This is a genomic window from Stenotrophomonas sp. 109824_Sma, assembly GCF_056480025.1.
On record NZ_CM151078.1, the window covers coordinates 3,239,792 to 3,263,618 of the forward strand.

A 23,827-nucleotide genomic window follows, 5' to 3' on the forward strand; every position below is an offset into this window, starting at 1 on the left:
CATTCCATGACATCTCGCGTCGCACTGGTCACCGGCGGAACCGGCGGCATCGGTACCGCCATCTGCCAACGCCTGGCCGACCAGGGCCACCGGGTCGCCACCAATTACCGCGACGAGGCCAAGGCCCGCGCCTGGCAGCAGGCGATGACCGAACGCGGCTACAGCGTGTCGATCTTCCCGGGCGATGTCTCCGATCCGGACAGCGCCGAAGCGCTGGTGCGCGCCGTCGAGGCCGAGCTGGGCCCGGTCGAGATCCTGGTCAACAACGCCGGCATCACCCGGGACACCACCTTCCACCGCATGCGCTCGGACCAGTGGCACGATGTGATCAACACCAACCTCAACTCGGTGTTCAACGTCACCCGGCCGGTCATCGAAGGCATGCGCCGCCGCGGTTGGGGCCGGGTCATCCAGATCAGCTCCATCAACGGCCTGAAGGGCCAGTACGGCCAGGCCAACTACGCCGCGGCCAAGGCCGGCATGCACGGTTTCACCATCTCGCTGGCGCGCGAGAACGCAGGCTTCGGCATCACCGTGAACACCATTTCGCCCGGCTACGTCGCCACCGACATGGTGATGGCGGTTCCGGAGGACGTGCGCGCCAAGATCATCGCCGACATCCCCACCGGACGCCTCGGCAAACCGGAGGAAATCGCCTATGGCGTGTCCTTCCTGGTGGCCGAGGAAGCCTCGTGGATCACCGGCAGCAACCTGGACATCAACGGCGGTCACCACATGGGCTGGTGAGCCGCGCAGGGGACGCCGCGGCATGCACCGGCGGCCCCTGCCGATGGTCATGCTGCGCAGCACGCAAACCCTTGTTGCGCAACATGATCGCCCCTGAAAGCCAAGCCTGGCGGGGGCTGGGGCGGTTGCAACCGCTGCTGCACTGCGCCATGCTGCGCGTCTACTGTGACGAGTACCGCTTCATGGCTGCGACCCGCATCATCAAGAAGTATCCGAACCGCCGTCTCTACGACACCGAGATCTCCAGCTACATCACCATCGAGGACGTGCGCCAGCTGATCCTGGACGGTGAAGACTTCGAAGTCCGCGACGCCAAGAGCGGCGACGACCTCACTCGATCGGTCCTGCTGCAGATCATCGCCGACCAGGAACAGGACGGCGAACCGATGCTGTCCACCCAGCTGCTGAGCCAGCTGATCCGCTTCTACGGCGATTCCCTGCAGGGCTTCATGGGCAACTACCTGGAGCGCAGCATGCAGGTCTTCCTCGACCAGCAGCAGCAGTTCCGCCAGCAGATGGGCAACCTGCTGGGCCAGACCCCGTGGGCGATGATGAACCAGCTGACCGAGCGCAACCTGGAGCTGTGGCAGGAATTCCAGCGCAGCATGGGCAGCGGTTTCGGTGGCCCGCGCCCGGGCGGCACCGGAACGGGCACCGGCACCGGCAACAAGCCCGGCGAACCGGGCACCGGCACCGGCACCGGCGGCAAGACCCGCCGCTGAGCGGCAGCTACGGCTGATACGAAAACGGCGCGCCCCTGGCGCGCCGTTTTGCTTGGCATCGCGCCAACGATGCGTCAGCGTTTCGCCTTGCACCCCGTGCACACGCGCTCGACCTTGTAGCCCTTGGCCTTCAACTTCTCGACCACGCCATCACTGCCCAGCAGGTGCAGCGTGCCGACCACCACCAGCGTACCGCCCTGCCCGGCCTGCAGGTACGGCTGCAGCTTCGGTACCCAGGCATCGTTGCGCCCGGTGTTGATGCGCTGATACAGCTGCGGATACTGCTGGCGCATCTCCGCCGCCATCTTGGTCCACAGCAGGCGTTCGTCGCCGCGGCGCCATGCATCATGCAGCAGCCGCGCCTGCTCATCGGCCTTGCCGGCCTGGTCCAGCGCTTCGGCCAGCATCTGCCGCTGTTCCTGCACCGTCATCCCGTCAAGCATGCCGATCTGGGTATCGATGTCCTCCAGGCCAGCGGTCTTGCGGCCGGTCTTCTGCGCGCGCTCCATGAAGTGGCGGTCCAGGCCCAGCGCCGGGTCCAGGCCCAGCTTCTGCATCTGCCCGACCGAAATGCTCAGGCCGACGAACCAGGCCTTCATGCCCTGCATCTGTGCCAGCGGCAGCTTGTTCTCGGTGGCAAAGGCCTGCAGCTTCTGCCAGGTCGCCGCATCGAGATCACGCTTGAGCTCGCTGCCATCGGTGCGGGTCGCGGCCTGCACCATGCGGCTGGCCAGCTGTGGCGACTGCATGTCTTCCGGCGAGAGTTCGAACACCACCCGCTGCGAGGCTTCGAACGCCTGTTCGACATCGGGCGACAGCGGGTAGTCCTGCGGTTTCAGCAGATGGAACGATCCCAGCAGGTACACGCGTGCATCGCCCGGGCCGGTGACTTTCCACAACAGCGGTACGGGCGGCTTGGCCGCCGCGGCGGTCGCGGCCGCAGCCGTGGTGCCCGGCGCGTCGCGGGCGGTGGCCAGTGGCGCCATCGCGCACGCCGCCATCAGCAGCGCGGCACGGAACAGATGTTTGATCGGCATGGTCAGCCTTCTCCTTCAGGCAGGTGGTAAGCCTTCTCGCCCGCTTCCACGCGCAGGTCCAGCCGGTTTTCCGGTGGCGCCAGCGGACAGGTGGCGTAGGCGGTGAACGCGCACGGCGGGTTGTAGGCATGGTTGAAATCGATGCGCACGGTGCCGTCTGCGGCGGGCGCATCGGTATCCAGGTAGCGCCCGGCCGGATAGCTGCCGCGGCCGCTGGTGCGGTCGGCGAAGATCAGGAACAGCGGCTGCCCGGGCGCACCGATCGCTTCCAGCCGCCAGCTGCGGCCGTCGCGCTGGAACTCGACTGCGCCGGCATTGGGCATCTCGGTGGTCAGGCCGGTGATGTCGACGACCGGCAGGGTCTTGCCCGGCGGGTGCGAGATGAAGCGCGCCTGCACCTGCCAGTCCGCACCGCCCGGCCAGTACTGCAGGCCGGCGAAGTCACGCCGCGCAGGCGCATCGGCATGCTTGACCCGCAGCGCGTCACGCGGTCCCCGGCGGATGATGCTGAGCTGCCCCTTGCCGCCATCGAAGGCCAGCAGCGTCGGCTGCGCGTCCTTGTCGGTGTCGACGCGGATGCGGCCGCGCACCGGCTGGCCATCATGACTGACATCGACACCGGCTTCAGGCGTGAACCACCACTGCGTCCCTTCGCGACGCAGCAGGCCCAGCTTGTCCGGGCCAACCGTCAGGCGAATGCCGTTGGTGGCGCCGCTGCCAACGAAATGGGATTTGTTCTGCAGCCAGTGCAGGCCGACCAGGGCCGTCCAGCCATCGGGCCGGGTCAGGTCCTGGTAGCGCGCCACACGCCATTGCTGCTGCGCGGCCGCGTAGGCCGGATCTTCAGCGACCGTCGGTGCCGGCGGTGTTGCCGGGCTGCAGGCGGCCAACACCACGGCGGCCAGCAGGCCCGCCATTCCCCGATAACGCATCGATGCTCCCCTCAACGTCCGCGCAGGAACCAGCGGTCGATCTCCGCCAGCGAAAAACGGGCCCAGGTCGGTCGGCCGTGGTTGCACTGGCCGGACCGTTCGGTGATTTCCATGTCGCGCAGCAGCGCGTTCATTTCCGGCACGGTCAAGCGCCGGTTGGCACGCACCGCGCCATGGCAGGCCATGGTCGACAGCAGTTCGTCGCGTGCACTGGCCACGCGGCGGCTCTGGCCATGCTCGCGCAGGTCGGTCAGCACGTCGCGCAGCAGCCCTTCCGGTTCGGCATGCGCCAGCAGTGCCGGAATGCTGCGCACGTGCAGCGAACCGGGGCTAGCACGGGTCACCTCGAAGCCGAGCGCCGCCAGGGTTTCGGCTTCGCTTTCGGCGGTATCGGCCTCGCGCTCGCCCACCGCCAGCGTGATCGGCACCAGCAGCGGCTGCGACTGCAGGCCGATGCCATCGTGCGCGTTCTTCAGGCGCTCGTAGCCGATGCGTTCGTGTGCCGCATGCATGTCGACCACGATCAGGCCTTCGGCATTCTCGGCCAGGATGTAGATGCCATGCAGCTGCGCGATGGCGTAGCCCAGCGGTGGCACGCCTGCCTCGGCGCTGGTCACCGGCAACCCGTTCTCGGTCGGCATCGGTGGCAGTGCCGCTGCACGCTCGGCACGGGCCGGCGTGGCATACAGCGCGGCATAGGCAGCCGGTGCATCGGCCACCTGCAGGCCTAGTGGCTGCTGCGGTCGCCACCCGGAGAATCCACCACCACCGCCGGAGCCGGCACCCGGTGCCGGACCGCGCACCAGCCCGAAACCGGAGGCGCCCGCGCTCGATGCCGTGGCTGCAGCCGGGGCATCCGCCGGATGCACCGGGCCAGCACCGATCTCCTGCGCCGACATGCCGGCGCGGGTATCGGCCAGCGCATCCTTCAGCGTGCGATAGACGAAATCATGGACCAGCCGCGAATCACGGAAGCGCACCTCGTGCTTGGCCGGATGCACGTTGACGTCGACGCGGGTCGGGTCCAGTTCGAGGAACAGCACATAGGCCGGCTGGCGGCCGTGGTACAGCACATCGCCGTAGGCCATCTTCACTGCGTGGGCAACGCTGCGATCACGCACCGAACGTCCATTGACGTACAGGTACTGCTGGTCGGCGCTGGCGCGCGAATAATGCGGCTGCGCGATCCAGCCATGCAGGCGCAGGCCGGCACCGCTGTGGTCCACGCGCACGGCCTGGTTGGCGAAATCCTCGCCCAGCGTTTCGGCAAGGCGCGCATCGGAATACAGATCGCCCGGCTTGTAGCGCCGCGAGGCCTTGCCGTTGTGCGACACGCGCAGTTCGACATCCGGCCGTGCCAGCGCCAGCGAACGCAGCCACTCTTCGATATGGCCAAGCTCGGTACGCTCGGCGCGCAGGAACTTGCGCCGCGCCGGCACGTTGTAGAACAGCTCGCGCACTTCCACCGTGGTGCCCGGCGCATGCGCGCGCGGGGTCACCTCGCCGATCTTGCCGCCTTCGATCTGCAACGCCGAACCGTGCTCATCGTGCGCGCGGCGCGAGGACAGGGTGAAGCGGCTGACCGACGCGATCGACGGCAGCGCTTCCCCCCGGAAACCGAGCGTGGCCACCGATTCAAGATCGTCCAGATCGGCGATCTTGCTGGTGGCGTGGCGCGACACCGCCAGTGGCAGCTGTTCGGGCGCGATGCCGCTACCGTTGTCGCGGATGCGGATCAGGCGTACACCGCCTTCTTCCAGGTCGATGTCGACACGGCTGGCGCCGGCATCGATCGCGTTCTCGACCAGTTCCTTGACCACCGACGCGGGCCGTTCGACCACTTCGCCGGCAGCGATCTGGTTGATGAGGATCTCCGGCAACGGCCGGATCGGGCGCGGATGGGTAGCAGACGTCATGCGGGGATGATAACGGAGCGGCCGAGGGTAGAGTCGAGCCATGCTCGACTGACGGGCTGCCGACAAGGCCCAGTCGAGCGCGGCTCGACTCTACAGAAGGCAGCAACCCGCTTTCGGCGGGTTATTTGCTGCCGCCGGCCATGGTGCCGGCCGCGTCGATCTCAGCCTGGGCGCGGGCGGCATACAACGTGCCCGGCGGCGGCTGGCGGCTGAAGAAGGTGTGCACGCCATCCAGCACGGCGCCAGCGATCTTGCGCTGGTACGCCGGGTCCATCAGGCGGCGCTCTTCATCCGGATTGGAGATGAACGCGGTTTCCACCAGCATCGCCGGCATGTCCGAGGTGCGCAGCACCGCGAAGTTGGCGCGCTCGATGTTCGGCTTGTGGTTGTTGCCGATCCGCTTCAGGCCGCCCAGCACATGGCCGGCCGCGTCTTCAGACGCCTTCATGTAGCCACTCTGGGCCAGGTCCAGCAGCACGTTGGCCAGGGTGCCTTCGGTCTGCTGCAGGCGCACGCCACCCACCAGGTCGGCCGCGTTTTCCTTGTCCGCCAGCCAGCGGGCGCGCTGCGAAGAGGCACCCTTGGTCGACAGCACGTAGACCGACGAGCCCGTGGCCGAACGGTTTTCGGCCGCGTCGGCATGGATCGAGATGAAGATGTCCGCCTTGTTCGCACGCGCCTTCTGCGCACGCATAGGCAGCGGAATGAACACGTCGCTGTCGCGCGTCAGGTAGGCCTTCAGGCCCGGCGTGGCGTTGACCTGGCGGGCCAGCTCGCGCGCCACTGCCAGGGTGACGTCCTTCTCGCGCTTGCCGGTCGGGCCGATCGCGCCCGGATCCTGGCCGCCATGACCGGGATCGATCGCCACCACCAGGTGGCGCATGCCGGCCTGCATGCGGATACGCGACGCATCGCTGGGCATGGCCGGACGCGGCGGCTCCGCCGGCGTTGGTGCCGGCGTTGGTGCCGGTGTGGGCACGGTGGCCGGCGGCGTGGTCACCACCGCTGCGGTGCGCTGGCCGGCGAGGATCGCGGCCGGCGAGGACGAAGGCGAGCTGGTGGCGGTGACGCCGGCCGCAGCAACCTGGGCAGGTGCGGTGGTCGGTGCCGGGGTTGGCGTGGCCGGTGCGGCGGCAGTGGCGCTGGCCTGCTGCTGTACCTGTGCGGTCAGCAGGGCCGTGGCACGCGCGGCATCGGTGCGCGACTGCGCGCTCTCGGCCGGCGTGGGCGCAGGCGAGGCACCCGCAGCGGGTGCCTGCGGCTGCGCGGCCGGCGGCGTCGCCGGGCGGCTGGCGGCCACGGCCGGGCCATCACCCGGCCATTCGATCACCAGCTTGGATTCATTGCCCTCGCGCTGCATCTGCGGGCGGAACGGCGCCACCGATTCGGCCAGGTCGAAAACGACACGGAACGTGCCCGGGACCGGCTGTCCGGTACGCACCGCCGTGACCACACCCTGCGCGGCCGGCATCTTCAGGTTGCGTATGGCGCTGGAGTCCGGGAAATCGACCACCAGCCGGTTCGGACCCGCCAGCGACAAGGTCTTGTAGCCACCGCTGCCAACCAGCGAGATTTCAGCTCGGGTACCGGTCGCGCCCGTGTTCAGCAGGACCTGGCGGACTTCACCCGCCCACGCACTGACGCTCGCCAGACCCAGTCCGACGGCGGCACAGATGGCGATGAGACGGTTCCCCGGGCGCATGGCTCAGGATTCAATCACCGCGCTGAACGGAATGCAACACCTTTTTCCTTAATAATCCGTAACCTGCCGGTGTTTGTTCTCGTCAGCCGACAGAAATGGCCTGCAAGTCGCCCCCTTGGGGCAGCCGTTCCAGCCATTCATGTCCTGCGTCGCTGGCCCCAGTGAGACGGACGCGACGCCCCTGCCCCTCGATCTCCAGCGCCACCACCAGGTCGGTGGGCGGCAGCGCGCCGGCGCCCCGTTCCGGCCATTCGACCAGCCACAGCACCGCACTGCCCTCGTCCAGACCGAGGAAATCCAGCTCGCCGGCCTGGCCGATGCGGTACAGGTCCAGGTGCCACGCCTCACCGCCACTGGCCAGCGGATAGCGCTCGACCAGGGTGTAGGTGGGGCTGCGGATCGCGCCCTGCACGCCCAGCGCACGCAGCAGCGCACGGGCCGTGGTGGACTTGCCGGCACCCAGGTCGCCGCGCAGTTCGATCAGCGCCTGCGGCGGCCGGGTGGCCGCCAGCCATTGCCCGAGCAGTTCGGTGGCGTCGCTGTCGGCAAGGAAGAATTCGGTCATGGGGAGAGGTCCGGGTTGGCCAGTCGCCGCAGCGGCACCAGCAGATCAGTAGGAAGCAGGCCGCGCGCGCCATCGGCGGCAGCCACGTCGCCGGCCAGCGCGTGCAGCAACGCACCCGCGGCCGCGGCATCGAAAGCCATCAGGCCCTGCGCGCGCAGGCTGGCGATGATGCCGGTGAGCAGGTCGCCCATGCCACCCACGGCCATCCCGGGATTGCCGGCGGCGATCAACCGGGGCGTTTGCCCTGGCGCCACCACGATGCTGCCGGCGCCCTTCAGTACCACTACGGCGTGGAAACGTTCGGCCAGCCTCTGCGCGCAGGCATAGCGATCGGCCTGGATTTCAGCCGTGCTGCAGCCGAGCAGGCGTGCGGCCTCGCCCGGGTGCGGGGTGAGAATGGCATCGGGCAACGCGCGCGGATCCTGCGCCAGCAGGTTCAGGGCATCGGCATCGACCACCAATGGTTTGGCGCTGGCCAGCACCCGCGCAAACAAGGCGCGTGCCCATTCGTCCTGGCCCAGACCGGGCCCGATCGCCACCACCTTCGCCTTGTCCAGCAGCGCCGGCAGCACATCGCCGTCTTCCAGTGCATGGGTCATGGCCTCGGGCAACCGGGCCAGCAGTGGACCGACGTGGTCGCGGCGGGTGCCCAGGCTCAACAGCCCCGCACCCGCGCGCAAGGCGGCTTCGGCCGCCATCGCGATGGCGCCGCCGCTGCCGTGGTTGCCGCCGACGCACAGCACGTGCCCGGATTCGCCCTTGTGGGTATTGGCGCGGCGTGGTGGCAACAGGGCCCGCAACCGCACCTGCGTCCAGTGCTCCGCAGCGGGTACCACGCCTTGCCAGGCCGTCGCGGGCAACTGCAGGGGCGCCAGGACCTTCTGCCCGCAATGATCCAGCGCATCGCCGGAATACAGCCCGCGATGCGCCACGATGAACTGCAGGGTCAGCGTGGCACGCACCGCCTCGCCCGGCACCGCCCCACGGTCGGCATCGACACCACTGGGAACATCCAGCGCCAGCACTGGCGCTGTCTGCGCGTTGAGCGCGGCAATCAGCGCCTGCGCCGTACCCTCCGGCGCGCGATCGAAGCCCAGCCCGAACAGGGCATCGACCCAGATGTCAGCCCCGGGCAGTGCGCCGTCGAAATCGGCGCTGGCGCCGCCTGCGGACCTGAACTCCAGCGCCGCACGCTGTGCCAGCGCGGTCGAGGGCGGCCTGCCCGGCAGGGCGATCACCGTCACCTCGCACCCGGCCTGCAGCGCATGACGGGCCAGCACATGGCCGTCGCCCCCATTGTTGCCAGCGCCGACCACCACGCCGATCCGCCGCGCCTGCGGCCAATGCTGCAACAGGCACTGCCAGGCGGCCTGGCCGGCCTGCGCCATCAGGCCCCAGCCGCCGTCGGCGGCCAGCGCCGAAGCCTGCGCATCAAGCGCACGCGCGGCAGCGGAATCGAACAGATCGGCAAGGTTGGCCATGCAGGGATTTTATACTGGTGCACATGTCCCCCGCCCTCACCCCTGTCGATCCGGCCCAGGCCGTGCAGCGCATCCGCGAACTGGCGCGTGCGCATGGCTTCCAGCGCTGCGGCATCGCCGGTATCGAACTGGGCGAGGATGAAGCGCACCTGGCCGACTGGCTGGGCCAGGGCCTGTACGGCACGATGGACTGGATGGCGCGCCACGGCACGCTGCGCGCGCGCCCGGCCGAGCTGCTGCCCGGCACCGTGCGCGTGATTTCAGTGGGCATGGACTACAGTCACAAGGACGATACCGAAGCCTGGGCGACCCTGGCCGATCCGGGCCGCGCTTACGTGGCCCGCTACGCGTTGGGCCGCGACTATCACAAGCTGATGCGCAACCGCCTGCAGAAGCTGGCCACGCAGATCAATGATGAAGTGGCACCGCTGGGCTATCGCGTGTTCGTCGATTCCGCCCCCGTGCTGGAACGTGCACTGGCACGCAATGCCGGCCTCGGATGGATCGGCAAGCACACCTGCCTGATCGACCGCCATGGTGGTTCCTGGTTCTTCATCGGCGAGATCTACATCGATATCCCGCTGCCGATCGATACGCCAGCCACGGCGCACTGCGGCACCTGCACGCGCTGCATCGATGTCTGCCCGACCCAGGCCATCATCGGCCCGCAGCGGCTGGATGCGCGGCGCTGCATTTCCTACCTGACCATCGAGCACGACGGCGCCATTCCCGAAGACATGCGGCCACTGATGGGCAACCGCATCTACGGCTGCGACGACTGCCAGCTGGTCTGCCCCTGGAACAAATTCGCCAAGCGCACCGACGAAGCCGATTTCCGCGCCCGCAACAATCTGGATACGGCGCGCCTGGACCAGCTGTTCGCCTGGGACGAGGCCGAATTCCTGCGCCGCACCGAGGGCAGCCCGATCCGCCGCAGCGGGCATGAGCGCTGGCTGCGCAACATCGCCGTGGCGCTGGGCAATGCACCGTCCTCGGCCGAAGCACTGGCCGCCCTGCACAGCCGCGTCGACGATCCCTCGCCGCTGGTGCGTGAACACGTGCAATGGGCGCTGGGCCAGCACACGGCGCGCTGACGTGCGATCCTGAGCTCCCGTTCCGCCCGCCGCACGCTGTTCCATGCAACCACGCAACAACGACATCCTGACCCCCAGCCTGCTCAATACCCTGGCCCGCGACCTGCTGGAAGGCAGCTTCCCGGCGATCTGGGTCGAGGCCGAGCTGGGCAGCGTGGCGCGCCCAGCCTCCGGGCACCTCTACTTCACCCTGAAGGACGCGCGCGCGCAGCTGCGTGCGGCCATGTTCCGGATGAAGGCGCAGTACCTGAAATTCGTGCCGCGCGAAGGCATGCGCGTACTGGTGCGCGGCAAGGTGACCCTGTACGACGCCCGTGGTGAGTACCAGATGGTGCTGGACCACATGGAGGAAGCCGGCGAAGGCGCACTGCGCCGCGCCTTCGAGGAATTGAAGGCACGGCTGGAGGCCGAGGGCCTGTTCGACCCGGCGCGCAAACGGCCACTGCCGGCGCACGTACAGCGCCTGGCAGTGATCACCTCGCCAACCGGCGCCGCCGTGCGCGACGTGCTGAGCGTGCTCGGCCGCCGCTTCCCGCTGCTGGAAGTGGACCTGCTGCCGACCCTGGTACAGGGCAGCAGCGCCGCCGCGCAGATCACCCGCCTGCTGCAGGCGGCCGATGCCAGTGGCCGCTACGACGTGATCCTGCTGACCCGCGGTGGCGGTTCGCTGGAGGACCTGTGGGCCTTCAACGACGAAGCCCTGGCCCGTGCGATCGCCGCCAGCCGCACCCCGGTGGTTTCGGCGGTCGGCCATGAAACCGACTTCAGCCTCAGCGATTTCGCCGCCGACCTGCGCGCGCCGACGCCTTCGGTGGCCGCTGAACTGCTGGTACCCGACCAGCGCGAACTGGCGCTGCGCCTGCGCCGCACGGCCGCGCGCATGGTGCAGCTGCAACGACATGCGATGCAGCAGGCCATGCAGCGCGCCGACCGCGCCCTGCTGCGCCTGAACGCCCAGAGCCCGCAGGCACGGCTGGACCTGCTGCGCCGACGCCAGCTGGATCTGGGCCGGCGCCTGCATGCCGCCTTCAACCAGCAACAGGAACGCCGTGCCGCGCGCCTGCGTCATGCCGCGGCGGTGCTGCGCGGGCATCACCCGCAGCGCCAGCTCGATGCGATGCAGCGCCGCCTGGCTGCCCTGCGCGGGCGGCCGCAGGCAGCGATGCAGCGTCTGCTGGAGCGCGATGCACTGCGCCTGCGCGGGCTGGCGCGTTCACTTGAAGCAGTCAGCCCGCTGGCGACCGTGGCCCGTGGCTACAGCATCCTGACCCGCAGCGATGACGGTACCCTGGTGCGGAAGGTCGATCAGGTACAGCCCGGTGACGCCCTGCAGGCCCGCGTCGGCGACGGCGTGATCGACGTGCAGGTCAAGTAAAGGGGTGTTCGGCAGGGCTGCGCCCTGCACCTGCAGAGGCCTCAAGCCAAGGCAACGGCAACAGCAAAAGCTGGCATTCCGCGGGTTGGCGGGGCGGTGTCGGAGTGCGGGGACGCTGCAAGTACGTCCCTGTAAGCTTGGCAGCCGCTTGCTCGTGTGCGCAGTCCTGCGCACACGGCAAGACCGGGGTTGGGCGTCCTGCCCAACCCGCCCGAGGCATGCCTCGGGCCCATGCGGCTGACACCCCGCACTCCGACACCGCCCCACCTCTGACAGATTCCGGCGACTGTTGGTAGGCGTCGACCTTGGTCGACACGGTAGATCCACGCCGTGCGTGGATGAATCTCTGTCAAATATCGAATCAATTCGGGGTCAGATCCGTTTTCCGTAGGAGAACGGATCTGACCCCACGCCATTCCGACAGATCGCGAGAATCTGTCGAAGGCGGGGTGGGTCCGGTTGCGGGAGTGTCCGCGGCATGGATGCCGCGGCCAAGCCCCCAGGGACGGGTTTACGGCGTCTCCCGCAACCGGACCCACCCCGCCACCCCACGGATAGCCAGCTTTTGCTTCGGCTGTTGCTGTTGCTGTTGCTCTGGCTTCGGCGGGCGCAGGGCTGCAAGCCCTGCCGAACAACCCCCTACTTTGCCTGCTCGCAGAATTTCTGCCGGTACTCGAGCGCCTTCGGCATCAGCGCCTGCAGGTTCTGGATGCGGGTACCCGGATTCGGGTGGGTGGAGGCGAACTCCGGCGGCGACTGCCCCCCACTGGCCTGGCCCATGCGCTGCCACAGCGGCACCGCCTCGCGGGGATCGAAGCACGCCGCTGCGGCCAGCATCAGTCCCACTTCATCCGCCTGCGTCTCGTGGCTGCGCGCGTAGGGCAGCAGGTAGCCGTAACCCATCGCCGACATCATCATCTGTTGCTGCTGCGCGTCCATGCCGCTGGCGGCGCCGGCCATCTGCCCGATCTGGGTCAGCTTCTGCTGCGCCATCCGCTGTGCACCATGGCGCAGCAGTGCATGGGCGATCTCGTGGCCCATCACCACCGCCATCGCATCACGCGTACGCGCCACCGGCACCAGGCCGGTGTAGACGGCCATCTTGCCCCCCGGCAGGCAGAACGCATTGGCCTGTTCGGACGGGATCACGTTCACTTCCCACTGGAAATCCCGTGCGAAATGCGCCGGCTGCACGCCGTGCTCCTGCGCCAGCGCGGTCTCCACCACGTCGACCTTGGCAATCAGCCGTTGGGCGATGTCGCGCACATCGCGTGCGATCGGTGCATTCGGATCCATCGGCCGTTCCTGCGACAGGATCTGCTGGTAGGCCTGCAGCCCCAGCGCGGTTTCCTGGCGCGCATCCAGGCTGCTGTCGATCATCACCTTCTCGCCGGTATACGGATCGACCGTGCGGTTGGAAAACCAGTAGAACACCGCATAGCCGGCCGCCAGCAGCAGCACCCACCAACGGATGTTGCCAAACAGGCCGCGCCGTTGCGGGCCTTGCGGCGAGCGGGAGAAGGGATCGTTGCGCATCAGGCGGTCTTCCGGCAGGTCCCGCCGGCTGGCGGGCACGGCGCAATCTTAGTGCGCCGATGCCCGCAGCGGGTGAAGCCGGGGCCGCTCAGATGCCGCGCACCAGGCGGAAGCCGATGCGCGCGTTGGTGGTGTCCGAATCCTGCGATTGCCGCCAGGCCGCACGGGTCTGCTCGGGCGCGTTGGCCCAGTTGCCACCCCGGATCACCCGCGACCGGCAGCCCGGGTTGAACCAGGCGACACCATCGGAGGGCGCACGCCGGTAGCTGGCATGCCAGCAGTCGGCCACCCATTCACTGAGATTGCCGGCCATGTCGTGCAGGCCGAAGGCATTGACCTGGAAACTGGCCACCGGCGCCGGCCCCCACCAGCCATCGCCATAGCCGATGAAGGCGTTGTGCCAGTGCCGTCCCGAGGGCGAAACATCCTTGCTGCCGGTGAAGTTGCCGGTGCCGGGCGGTGGCGTGCCGGCGTCGCCCCATGGATAGCGGCCACTGCTGCCAGCGCGCAGCGCATATTCGAACTCGGCCTCACTGGGCAGCCGGTAACTGCGTCCTGTCTGCTCGGACAGCCACGCCGCGTAGTTTTCGGCATCACGCACGCTCACATGCATCACCGGCGAATTGCCCAGTGCGCGCGCGCCATCGTAGTCGGAACGCCAGTCCACACCGCTGCGGCGGATGAAATTGCCGCTGCGCTCGTCATACACCACCGAGTGGCCGCGCCGGGTTGCCCGCGGCCGCGCATTGGTCGACTTCACATAGCGCTCGAAATCGCCGACGGTGACCTCGGTGATCGCCATCGCAAACCCGCGGTCGAAGCGCACGTAATGCGAGGGCCGCTCGGCGTCGGTGGCACCGGGCTCGGCATCACCCGCGCCCATCTGGAAGCCGCCATGCGGCACCACCACCATCTGCGGACCGCGCCCACCATCGCGCATCGCGTCGCTGAACACCTGCCCGGGACGGAAGCTGCCGTAATGCGTGGCCAGGTCGATGCGTTCGCGCAACTGGGCCACCACCGCGTCCCCGGGCAAGGCGATGCGCAGGGCCTCGGCCAGCTTTTCACGCGCCGGCTTCAGGCCCTGCGGCGTCGCCAGCTCGCGCAGGCCATCGTCGCGCAGCTGCAGCAGTGCCGCCGCGCGGATCTGTTCGATGCGCTCGAAGGCATCGGCAATGGTCGGTGACGAGTCGCGGACCTTGCTGGCTTCGGCCAGCCAGGTGCCCGCGCTGGCGAAGTCGCGCACCCGCGCCGCATCCTCGGCACGGCGGATCAGGCCACTCTCAGCCGCCGCCAGGCCCTGCCGTGCCCGGCTGTTGTGTTCATCCAGGGCCAGCGCTTCACGGAAGTTGCCGATCGCACCGTCACCGTCCTCACCGATCCGCCCCGAACGCAGGTCTTCCTCACCGGCACGGTTGTAGGCCACCACGCGCTGGGCGAGCTCCACCCGGCCCTGCAGCGCGCGCACCTTCTCATCCTTCGGCGCCAGGGTCAGCAGCACCAGTGCCTGGCGGCTGGCCTCGGCCAGCGCCTCGCGCTGCTGCAGCGGCCGGACCAGCAGGGCATCGGCCTGCTGCTGCAGGCGCTGGCGTGCACGCTGCAGGCCGTTGCGGGCCTGGCGGTCATCCGGGTCTTCCTCCTGCACCGCCAGCCACAGCGGAACCGCCGCGTCGGCGTCTTCGTACAGGTGCCCTTCGCTGAACGCCTTCTCGGCCGCGCGACGCAGCTGGGCCAGGCTGCGCCCCTGCCGATCGACCCGCGGTGGCGTCCACCGCTGCACATCCTCGGCGGCATCCTCACCGGCGATGGTGACGCTGCCCTGCCCTGCCTCCGGCGTCGCGTCCGCCTGCGAACCCTGCTGCGGCCGTGCGTCTTCGCCAGCAGCCGATCCCGGCTCCGGCGTCGCCGAGGGCGACGGCGTGCAGCCGGCCAGGGCCACGGCCAGGGCGGTGCACAGCGCGGACGACAGCGGAAAACGCAAGCAGGATCTCCTTCAGCACGGATGCGGACCGACGTTAGGCTATTCTCCCCTGCCTGAGCAAACCCGAGTAGTAGGCCCTGACCCGTGGCAACCTGGATCACCACCCCCGCCGAGCTGGATGCATACTTCCAGCAGCGCCCGGCCCGCATTGGCCTGGACACCGAATTCATCCGTGAACGCACCTTCTGGCCGCAGCTGGCCCTGGTGCAGATGGCGGTCGGGCAGGACATCCTGCTGATCGACCCGCTGATTCCCGGCATGACCGAGGCCCTGGCGCCCTGGCTGGCCGATGAATCGATCATCAAGGTGATGCACAGCGCCAGCGAAGACCTGGTCGCCTTCAAGTGGGCCTGCGGCGTGCTGCCACGACCGCTGTTCGACACCCAGATCGGCGCCTCGCTGGCCGGCATCGGTGGCGGCATGGGCTACCAGAAGCTGGTTGCGGAAATCACCGGCGTGGCACTGGCCAAGGGCGAAACCCGCTCGGACTGGATGCGCCGTCCACTCTCGGAGTCGCAGCTGCAGTACGCCGCCGACGACGTCGAGCACCTGTTCGCGCTGCACGACGCCATCGATGCCAGGCTGCAGGCGTTGGGCCGCCAGCAGTGGCTGCACGACGACGGCGAGCGCCTGCTGGCCAGCGTCGCCAACGACGAAGACCGTTGGCCGCACCTGGCGATGCGCTCGGCGCAGTTCCTCGATGCCGCCGCACAGCACCGCCTGCTGCGCCTGCTGCGTTGGCGCGATGTGCAGGCGCGCAGCAGCGACCGCCCGCGCAGCTGGATCCTGGACAACGAACTGGCCGCCACGCTGGCACGCACGCCACCGGCCGATGCCGCCGCACTGGGCAAGCTGTTCGAACAGTTCCCGAAGGCTCCGCGAAAGCTCGCGGGCGCTGTGTGGCAGGCGCTGGATACGCCGCTGGCCGATGAGGCCGAGGCACCGCTGGCGCTGCCGGCCAACGACAGCAACAAGAAGGCACTGAAGAAGCTGCAGGACGCCGTCGCCGAGCGCAGCCGCGAACTGGGCCTGCCGGATGGCGTGCTGGCCTCGCGCAAGCATCTGGAAAGTTATCTGGAACGCCGCCAGTGGCCGGCCGCACTGGCCGGCTGGCGCCAGCAGGAGCTGGAATCTCGGTTGCAGGCTCTGCTGCCCGCGGCCTGATATCACCGGGCGCCGGGGCATTGCCTCGGCCGCCGCGGCGTCGGAATGAGCATCTGCCACGCTTGCCGACACGGGCGCGGGCCTGTCCAATAGCGGCCCCGCAACTGTTGGATGGCTTCAGATGACAAATGGAATTGCGAAGGACGGCCTCTCCGTCGAAGACCTGGCCTGGCGCACGCAGGCGCGCACCGCGCTGCAGGAACACGACCATGCAGCGCTGGATGCACTGCTGGCGCCCCACGAACAAGCGTGGCTGGACGGGGCGCGGGCGCTGCCCGGCATCCGCTGGCGCCTGCGCAACGTGCAGGACAAGGCCCTGACCCTGGATGAGCGCCTGCAGCAGGCACAGCGCTGGGTCGCCGCCGCACCACGCAGCTACTACGCCTGGCTGCGCCTGGGTGCGTGCTGGCAGGACGCTGCCAGCGAACTGCGCAGCGCCGACGTGGCCGCGCTGGTGGAGGACAGCCAATGGCTGGCCGCGCAGCTGGCCAGCGACCACGCCGTGTACGCCTACCTGCAGGCGATCCCGCTGTCGTCGCGGCCGGCACTGGCGCTGGATGGCATCAAGCGCATCACCAGCTACCTGCGCGAGCCGAACTGGTTGCGCGCGCTGCAGGCCGGGCAGCCAGCGCAGTCCGACGAGGCCGCATTGGCTGAACACTATCCGCAGGCGTGGCCGCAGGCACTGCAGCTTCTGTCGCGCTTCGGAACACCGCTGCAGGAACTGCCCGACAGCCTGCCGCCGCTGCTGCGCGGCCGCAGCCAGGACGACTTCGATGCGCCGCTGGCGTACTGGATGCGCCTGGTGCTGGAACAGCGCCCCGACGACCTGAGCACGCTGGAAGACACCCTGTACTTCCTGTACCCGCGCTGGGGCGGCAGCCACGAGGCAATGGAAGACTTCATCGAAGGCAGCTGGTGCCGCGGCCTCGATCTGGCGCAGAGCAATGCACTGCGCTGGCGCAAGGCACAGGACTGGCTGGCCGAGTCGCCACAGCGCGATGACAGCGAAACCGTAGCCGCGCACGAGCGCGCATACGCGCAGATTCTCGACTGGCACCTGGACCGCAACCTGCGCGCGGAGGTGCTGACCCAGCGTGCCGGACTGCGCTACCGGCTCGGCCGCATCGAGGAGGTCGAAGACGACGTGCAGTGGGATGCGCAGCACATGCAGTCGGTGTTCGAGGACCTGCAGCAGGCCTGGGCGCTGGACCGCGACATGGTCCTGCACGAAGGCCTCAGCAATCTCGAAGCCTGTACCTGGTTTGCCCACGTCGATGGTGCCGAAGCGCTGTTCGCCCAGGTGGTGGACTACGCCGCGCGCGAGGGCGATTCGGCGATCGGCCTGCTCTGGGCCGCGACGGCCATCGAGCATGGGCTGCTTGGCCAGAAAGCCGATCCGGTACGCGCTGCGCCCCTGCTGCAGCGCGCATTGAAACTGGCACCACAGGAGAACACGTCGGCGGTCACGTTCGCGGCCAACCTGTTCTGTGATGTCTCGCAGGTTGCCGGCCTGTCGCTGCTGCAGCGCATGGCTGAAGCGGGCGATGCAGGCGCAATGTCTGCACTGTGCGACCTGTACAAGGGCCGCCTCGGCGGCCGTGACCAGCCGCAGTTCGTTGATGCAGGGAAGGCCGCGTACTGGCAGGAGCGTGCGGTGGAAGGCGGCGACCTGATCGCCACCTACAATCTCGGCGTACGCCTGGTCGCTGCGGGCGGCGCAGAGAATGAAGCACGTGCGCGCGAGCTGTACCTGCGCTGCCTGGATGAAGCCGAGGCCGGTGAGCGCGTATGGGGCCCGACCTGCCGCAACCTGGCCTGCCTGGCACTGGATGGCCAGAACGATGCGCACAAGCGCGAAGCGGTCGAGCGTGCGTTGATCCCGCTGTGGTGGCGCGGCGATGACGACGACAAGCTGTGGGCCGCCGGCTACCTGGCCGACATCTACCACGTTGGCAACGGCGTGCCGGCCAATGCATTCCTCGCCCTGACCTGGCTGCAGCGTGCCAGCGAGATCGATCCGGAGTACGTGGACGTGGTGCGCATGGCGCCGCTGATCAACGGCGAGGGTCGCTGGTTCGGTGCCAGTCGCGCACGCAAGCAGCAGGAACAGGACCGCCAGCAGGTGGACAGCGCGACCTGGGCCCTGACCTTCGGCCAGCGCAGCCAGGACAGCGACCTCACCGCGGTCTGAAGCAACGAAAAGGGCGGCCCGGTAATCCGGGCCGCCCTTTGCATTCCAGCAGCGCGATGGCGGGACGACCCGCCACCGCGACAGCGCATTACCAGTTCATGTTCAGCGAGACACCCACGGTGCGCGGCTCGTTGTAGACCGCGGCCATGTAGTTCTCGATCACACCCTTGAGGTTCTTCTCGTTGGTGATGTTGCGCGCGAACAGCGCCACTTCGTAGGCACCGTAGTTGCCCGAGTAGCCGATCTTCAGGCCGCCCTCGAAGTCACCCTTGGAGTTGAACTCCTTGCTGTCGTACAGAACGAAGCTGGTGTAGCCCTGCTTGTTCCAGTCGGTGGAGACGAACATGGTGCCGGCGTCGCTGACCGGGAAGTCGTAGCGTGCTGCGAGGTTGACGTTGTACTTCGGCGCGTTCGGCAGCGGGTTGCCGTCGATCTGCGCGAAGGTGTTGGCACCGACCTTGATGGTCGGGTCATTCACGGTGCACACCACCTGGCCGTTGAGGCCGCAGACCTGCGCGTAGACGCGCTTGTCCTTGATCTCGCTGTGCAGCAGGCTCAGGCCGGCGCTCAGGGTCAGGTTCGGGATCGGGCGCAGTTCCATGTCCGCTTCGAAACCGTAGGCCTTGGCCTTGTCAGCGTTGAACAGCACGCCGTTGCCGTCCGAATCGTTGCCGTTGAGCTGGATGTCATTGACGGTGTAGGTGAACGCGGTGGCGTTCAGGCGCAGGCGGTTGTCCCACAGGCTGCTCTTCACGCCCGCTTCCCAGGACAGGATCGTCTCGGAATCGGCGGTGGTGAAGTCGGCATTGAACACGGCCGAACGGCCCTGGATGGTCGGGCCGCGGAAGCCGCGGGCGACCTTGGCGTAGACGCTCACGTCCGGCGTGATCTGATACATCGCGCTCAGATCCCAGCTCGGGGTGGTGTCGGACATCTTGACGTCGGTGCGGCCCTTGTAGGTGACCACGCCAGCGGCAGTGTCAGCCGTCTTCAGCAGGCGGGTGTGCTTCTCGTCCTTGGTCTGGCGCAGGCCGGCAGTGACGGTGAACTTGTCGGTGAAGGCGTAGCTCAGCTGGCCGAAACCGGCCCACGAGGTGTTCTTGTTGCGCAGGCGCACCCAGTTGTTCGGGTTGCGGGCCGCGCCCTGCAGGAACCATGCGCGCTGGTAGAAGTCGGTGGTGTCGCTGCCGTTGAAGTAGAACGCACCGGCCTGCCACTGCAGCGCGCTGTCGTCATGGCTGGACAGGCGGAATTCCTGGGTCCACTGGTCCAGATCACGGATGCGGCCCATCGACTGGCCGTAGCCATTCGGCACGCCGTTCACTGGGAAGTTCACCGCGGCGCCGCCGTCTGTGTCGCCACGGCTGTAGCCGGAGGTGGTTTCGTAGGCGGTGATCGAGGTGAAGTCGATCGCACCGAAGTCGTAACGCGCCTTCACCGAACCGCCGTAGGTCTTGTAGGCCTGCGGGTTGTTGTCGGCTTCGTCGTAGGCGACCTTGTCGCGCGGCACGTCGGTCTTGTTCGAGCCCTTGGTCAGCGCACCGCGCAGGAACAGGGTCGAGGTGCCTTCGTAGTCACGGGCATGGGCCGAGGCAAGGATCGAGAACTGGTCGCTCGGGGTCAGCAGCAGCTGCGCGCGCACGTTGCGGTCATCGAAGCCGCCCATGGCGTTCTTCTTCGGGCTGACCGTGCCGTCGGCACTCGGGCCCTTGTAGGTGTTGTCGACATAGTCGTCGCGGTGCTGGTACAGGGCCGACACGCGGAACGAGGCGATGTCGTTGATCGGGCCACCGAAGCCGCCGTCGATCGACACGCTGTTGTAGGTCGCGTAGCTGGCGCTGACGCGGCCGGTGTAGTCCTGGGTCGGCTTCAGGGTGTCGAACTTGATGATGCCGGCGGTGGTGTTGCGGCCGAACAGCGAGCCCTGCGGGCCGCGCAGCACTTCCACCTGGTCCACGTCATAGACCGGGTTGGACTTCAGCACCACGTGTTCCAGCACCACGTCGTCCTGGATGATCGACACCGGCTGCGAGGCACCGAGGTAGAAGTCGATGTTGCCCAGGCCGCGGATGTAGAAGCGCGGGAAGATGCGGCCGGTGGTGGTTTCCGCATACAGGCTCGGCACGCGGCCGGACAGCGCCAGCAGGGTGTCGTCGCCGCCGGCGGTGAAGTCGCGCATGCGCTCGCCCTGCACCACGCCGACCGAGACCGGCACTTCCTGCAGGTTCTGCTCGCGGTGCTCGGCGGTCACGGTGATGGTGTCCAGCCCGGTCGGGGTCGGCGCGCTGTCCTGCGCGGCGGCGCCGAAGCTGCCGACCAGGGCCAGGCCAGCACAGGCCAGGGCCAGCGGGTGGCGGCGGAAGGAAACGAAGGAAGACGACATACCCGACAGGCGGCGGGAATCGGAATGGGAGGGCATGGAATGCTCTGAGGAGGCGTCCGTGCGGCCTGCGCGAGCCGGGCGGTAAATAGGAGGAAAACTGCGCAAGCCGCCATTATCCCCCAAATTGTTACGATTTCGTTGCGCGGCGCCCACACCCGGTGAAACAGGCGGTTTCGGCACAGTTGTGCACTAACGCGCCACGTCTTCCGGCACGAAATCCTGGATCGGCTTGGCAAGGAGCAGCTGCTTGGCTAAACTGAAGCCCTGCCGTGGGGCCATAGCTCAGCTGGGAGAGCGCGTCGTTCGCAATGACGAGGTCAGGAGTTCGATCCTCCTTGGCTCCACCACTATTCAGAAGAACCCGTAGATCTCCGCGATCTGCGGGTTTTTTCTTTTCCGGGTTCCGCCTCAGGCCGGCTCCTCACCGCCGTCCTTGCGCCGTGGGCTCCGTGAGTGCGCATCACGCACCTGTTGATCGCGCTGACCTGGCCGCTGCCTGGCCACGTCGTCCTGCTTCCTGTCCTGGCGGCTTTCCTGCACCCCCTGCTTCGGATCACCCTGGTCGTTGTCTCGCTCACTCATCGAATACTCCTTCGCCGGTGGAGTCCGACGCTGACGCCACGCTAGAACGCAACGGGTAAGCCGCAGGTCAGTCCGGCGCGAACACGGTGTGCAGCCAGCGGCTTGCAGCCATCGATGAGGTACATCCAGAATCCGATGCAAACCGCATATCGGTACGCCATGCCCTCAACGTCCAAGCGCGTCGCATCATTCGTGCCGATGAACTTCAATCCGACCGACGGCAGCATCCAGCTTGGCAACCTGCCGGCACTGATCTGCCCCACCCTCTCGCAGGACGAGGCGCGCATCGCCTTCGCCACGCTGATGCATGGCGAGCGCGATGTCGGCACCGGCTACCACTGGCTCAGCCTGCACCGGCTCAGCCTGGGCGGTGCGCCTGCCGGCATCAGCCTGTGCTTCCACGGGCAACGGCTCGACATGGTGACGATGAGCGTCGATCTACCCGGTGCAACACTGGAAGACGGCTGGCCGACCCAGGCCGCGATCGATGCCGAAGTCGCCTTCATGCGCCGCACGCTGGGTGCGGCGCTGGGTTACAGGCTGGCCGGTGGCCACGCCCGCTTCGGCTGGGGCGAGGCCTGGGCCCGGTTCGACCCGAAAGGCTTCATGGCCAGCAGCGGCATCCGCTACGCGCCACGCACGTGACCGCGCTCAGGTACGGGTGATCGACACCCCACCCTCCACGCGCATCGCGCTGCCGGTAACGAAACTGCTTTCATCGCTGGCCAGGAACAACGCCGCATTGGCGATCTCTTCCGGCTCGGCGAGGCGCTTGAGCGCATGCAGCGAGCGCACGAAGTCGCGGGCATCGCCGGTCGGTGCCGCTTGCCGGCCCATCTCGGTATCGGTACCCCCGGGGAGCAGCACGTTGCTGCGCACGCCACGCGCCCCGTATTCGGCGGCGATCACCTGGCTCAGGCCGATCAGCCCGGCCTTGCTCGACGCATAGGCCGCCATGCCCGGGAATCCCACGGTATGGCCGACGAAGGTGCCGACGAACACCAGCGAGCCACCGCCGCGTGCCAGCAATGCCGGCAACTGCGCGCGTGCGGCGTGGAAGGCGGCATCGAGATTGGTGGCCATCACTTCGCGCCAGGCGTCCGCCGGGAACTCCGCCGCCGGCACGCCCGGGCCGAGCATGCCGGCATTGTTGAGCGCGATGTCCAGGCCACCGAAGGACTGCTGGGCCCGATCGACCAGCGCCTGCGCCGTGCCCGGGTCGGCCACGTCGGCGGCATGCACCACCACTTCGCCACCGGCGGCGCGAATCTGCTCGGCCAGCGCCTGCAGCGGCTCCAGCCGCCGCGCGTTGAGCACCAGTTTTGCGCCTTCGGCGGCAAAGCGCAGCGCGCTGGCGCGGCCAATGCCGGCGCTGGCACCGGTGATGAGAGCGATCTTGTTGTTCAGGCGCATGCTGGCGGTACCGGTTGTGAAGTGGCCGCCACGATGCCAAGCCTTCGGCCCGTCAACACTCCGTTTCCGGGCCTCACAGATGAGTGCAGGAAACGGAGTTTTCGCAGGGTCGGCACATGCCAGAATCCGGCCATGGACAGTACCGCCACCACCGCCCTCGATGCCCGCGTCGAACGCGTCTGCCGCCACCTTCAGACCAGCCTCGACGAACCCTCGCTACAGGAGCTGGCCGACATCGCCGGCTGCAGCCCGACGCGCCTGCATCGCCTGTTCAAGCAGGCGACCGGGCTGACCCCCAAGCAGTACGCCGCCGCGCTGCGCGCCGACCGCCTGCGCACCGGCCTGGAACACCAGGAGCGCATCACCGATGCCTTCCACGATGCTGGCTTCGGCTCCAGCGGACGCTTCTACGAAAACGCACCGAAGTTGCTGGGCATGACGCCCAAGCAATGGCGCGCAGGTGGCCGCGGCGAAGTCATCCACTTCGCCATCGCCGAAAGTTCACTGGGCAGCGTGCTGGTGGCCAGCAGCGAGACCGGCGTGGTCGCGATCCTGCTCGGCGACGATCCGGAGACGCTGTTGCAGTCGCTGCAGCAGCGCTTCCGCCAGGCCGAACTGGTCGGCGCCGACAGCGGCTATGAACAACTGGTAGCGCAGGTGGTGGGCCTGGTCGAGGATCCCACGCGGGGCACCAGCCTGCCGCTGGACATCCGCGGCACCGCGTTCCAGCAGCGGGTGTGGCAGGCACTGCAGCAGATTCCGCGCGGGCACACTGCCTCGTATGCCGATATCGCCGCGCGCATCGGCGCGCCGCGATCAAGCCGCGCGGTGGCACGCGCCTGTGCAAGCAATCCGCTGGCCGTGGCCGTGCCCTGCCACCGCGTGGTGCGCCGCGATGGCGACTTGTCCGGCTATGCGTGGGGCGTAGCGCGCAAGCGCGAACTGCTGCGCCGGGAAAAGGCCTCGACTGCCTGACGTGGGTGCCGACCTTGGTCGGCACACC

At 68.2% G+C, this 23,827-nt stretch carries 19 protein-coding genes and 1 tRNA gene; 9 read left to right on the forward strand and 11 right to left on the reverse strand.

Annotation, left to right across the window (positions count from 1 at the left end):
* Positions 1 to 6: 6 nt before the first annotated feature.
* A complete protein-coding gene (phbB, locus tag ACZK1G_RS15380; RefSeq protein WP_101765818.1) occupies positions 7 to 747 on the forward strand; it encodes a beta-ketoacyl-ACP reductase in 741 nt (246 codons plus the stop codon).
* Positions 748 to 929: 182 nt separating this feature from the next.
* Positions 930 to 1,469: a polyhydroxyalkanoate synthesis repressor PhaR gene (phaR, locus tag ACZK1G_RS15385; protein WP_032956189.1), complete on the forward strand. Its 540-nt coding sequence runs from the start codon at positions 930 to 932 to the stop codon at positions 1,467 to 1,469.
* 74 nt (positions 1,470 to 1,543) lie between these two features.
* Here the strand turns inward: phaR and ACZK1G_RS15390 are convergent, their stop codons facing one another.
* The 6 genes from ACZK1G_RS15390 to ACZK1G_RS15415 form a co-directional block, all read right to left on the reverse strand.
* Positions 1,544 to 2,506 carry a TraB/GumN family protein gene (locus ACZK1G_RS15390; protein WP_101765819.1) on the reverse strand — a complete coding sequence of 321 codons (963 nt, stop codon included), beginning with the start codon at positions 2,504 to 2,506 and terminating at the stop codon, positions 1,544 to 1,546.
* Positions 2,507 to 2,508: 2 nt separating this feature from the next.
* Positions 2,509 to 3,438: a DUF1684 domain-containing protein gene (locus tag ACZK1G_RS15395; protein WP_197622069.1), complete on the reverse strand. Its 930-nt coding sequence runs from the start codon at positions 3,436 to 3,438 to the stop codon at positions 2,509 to 2,511.
* Between the two features lie 11 nt (positions 3,439 to 3,449).
* On the reverse strand, positions 3,450 to 5,354 hold the full coding sequence (gene mutL / locus ACZK1G_RS15400; protein WP_101765821.1) for a DNA mismatch repair endonuclease MutL: 1,905 nt from the start codon (positions 5,352 to 5,354) through the stop codon (positions 3,450 to 3,452).
* Positions 5,355 to 5,475: 121 nt separating this feature from the next.
* The gene (locus tag ACZK1G_RS15405; protein ID WP_101765822.1) at positions 5,476 to 7,056 is read right to left on the reverse strand and encodes an N-acetylmuramoyl-L-alanine amidase; all 1,581 of its coding nucleotides are present in this window, start codon (positions 7,054 to 7,056) and stop codon (positions 5,476 to 5,478) included.
* An 82-nt stretch (positions 7,057 to 7,138) separates the two neighbouring features.
* Positions 7,139 to 7,621, reverse strand: coding sequence for a tRNA (adenosine(37)-N6)-threonylcarbamoyltransferase complex ATPase subunit type 1 TsaE (gene tsaE, locus ACZK1G_RS15410; RefSeq protein WP_101765823.1), 483 nt, complete (start codon positions 7,619 to 7,621; stop codon positions 7,139 to 7,141).
* Entirely contained in the window at positions 7,618 to 9,102 is a 1,485-nt protein-coding gene (locus ACZK1G_RS15415) for an NAD(P)H-hydrate dehydratase (protein WP_101765824.1), read from the reverse strand. The genes tsaE and ACZK1G_RS15415 overlap by 4 nt, the downstream gene beginning before the upstream one ends.
* A gap of 23 nt (positions 9,103 to 9,125) precedes the next feature.
* Between ACZK1G_RS15415 and queG the strand changes: the two genes are divergently transcribed.
* Entirely contained in the window at positions 9,126 to 10,196 is a 1,071-nt protein-coding gene (gene queG / locus ACZK1G_RS15420; RefSeq protein ID WP_101765825.1) for a tRNA epoxyqueuosine(34) reductase QueG, read from the forward strand.
* A 43-nt stretch (positions 10,197 to 10,239) separates the two neighbouring features.
* A complete protein-coding gene (xseA, locus tag ACZK1G_RS15425) occupies positions 10,240 to 11,571 on the forward strand; it encodes an exodeoxyribonuclease VII large subunit (protein ID WP_101765826.1) in 1,332 nt (443 codons plus the stop codon).
* Between the two features lie 639 nt (positions 11,572 to 12,210).
* Here xseA and ACZK1G_RS15430 read toward each other — a convergent pair.
* The gene (locus tag ACZK1G_RS15430) at positions 12,211 to 13,107 is read right to left on the reverse strand and encodes a M48 family metallopeptidase (protein ID WP_088026614.1); all 897 of its coding nucleotides are present in this window, start codon (positions 13,105 to 13,107) and stop codon (positions 12,211 to 12,213) included.
* An 88-nt stretch (positions 13,108 to 13,195) separates the two neighbouring features.
* The gene (locus ACZK1G_RS15435) at positions 13,196 to 15,088 is read right to left on the reverse strand and encodes a formylglycine-generating enzyme family protein (RefSeq protein WP_101765827.1); all 1,893 of its coding nucleotides are present in this window, start codon (positions 15,086 to 15,088) and stop codon (positions 13,196 to 13,198) included.
* A gap of 84 nt (positions 15,089 to 15,172) precedes the next feature.
* Here ACZK1G_RS15435 and rnd point away from each other — a divergent pair, with 84 nt between their 5' ends.
* Together rnd and ACZK1G_RS15445 are read left to right on the forward strand one after the other, a co-directional pair.
* Complete coding sequence (rnd, locus tag ACZK1G_RS15440) at positions 15,173 to 16,252, forward strand: ribonuclease D (protein ID WP_101765828.1); 1,080 nt, start codon at positions 15,173 to 15,175, stop codon at positions 16,250 to 16,252.
* A 121-nt stretch (positions 16,253 to 16,373) separates the two neighbouring features.
* The gene (locus ACZK1G_RS15445) at positions 16,374 to 18,446 is read left to right on the forward strand and encodes a DUF4034 domain-containing protein (protein ID WP_101765829.1); all 2,073 of its coding nucleotides are present in this window, start codon (positions 16,374 to 16,376) and stop codon (positions 18,444 to 18,446) included.
* Positions 18,447 to 18,534: 88 nt separating this feature from the next.
* On the opposite strand, the gene ACZK1G_RS15450 is transcribed toward ACZK1G_RS15445, so the two are convergent.
* Positions 18,535 to 20,865 carry a TonB-dependent receptor gene (locus tag ACZK1G_RS15450; protein WP_101765830.1) on the reverse strand — a complete coding sequence of 777 codons (2,331 nt, stop codon included), beginning with the start codon at positions 20,863 to 20,865 and terminating at the stop codon, positions 18,535 to 18,537.
* 235 nt (positions 20,866 to 21,100) lie between these two features.
* Here ACZK1G_RS15450 and ACZK1G_RS15455 point away from each other — a divergent pair.
* Positions 21,101 to 21,176 (forward strand) — tRNA-Ala (locus ACZK1G_RS15455).
* A 61-nt stretch (positions 21,177 to 21,237) separates the two neighbouring features.
* On the opposite strand, the gene ACZK1G_RS15460 is transcribed toward ACZK1G_RS15455, so the two are convergent.
* Positions 21,238 to 21,411 carry a hypothetical protein gene (locus ACZK1G_RS15460; protein WP_014037899.1) on the reverse strand — a complete coding sequence of 58 codons (174 nt, stop codon included), beginning with the start codon at positions 21,409 to 21,411 and terminating at the stop codon, positions 21,238 to 21,240.
* A 198-nt stretch (positions 21,412 to 21,609) separates the two neighbouring features.
* On the opposite strand from ACZK1G_RS15460, the gene ACZK1G_RS15465 reads away from it, so the two are divergent.
* Positions 21,610 to 22,056: a hypothetical protein gene (locus ACZK1G_RS15465; protein WP_428993324.1), complete on the forward strand. Its 447-nt coding sequence runs from the start codon at positions 21,610 to 21,612 to the stop codon at positions 22,054 to 22,056.
* 6 nt (positions 22,057 to 22,062) lie between these two features.
* On the opposite strand, the gene ACZK1G_RS15470 is transcribed toward ACZK1G_RS15465, so the two are convergent.
* Positions 22,063 to 22,824: an SDR family oxidoreductase gene (locus ACZK1G_RS15470; protein WP_101765831.1), complete on the reverse strand. Its 762-nt coding sequence runs from the start codon at positions 22,822 to 22,824 to the stop codon at positions 22,063 to 22,065.
* Between the two features lie 132 nt (positions 22,825 to 22,956).
* Here ACZK1G_RS15470 and ACZK1G_RS15475 point away from each other — a divergent pair, with 132 nt between their 5' ends.
* Positions 22,957 to 23,799, forward strand: coding sequence for a bifunctional transcriptional activator/DNA repair enzyme AdaA (locus tag ACZK1G_RS15475; protein ID WP_101765832.1), 843 nt, complete (start codon positions 22,957 to 22,959; stop codon positions 23,797 to 23,799).
* Positions 23,800 to 23,827: the final 28 nt, after the last annotated feature.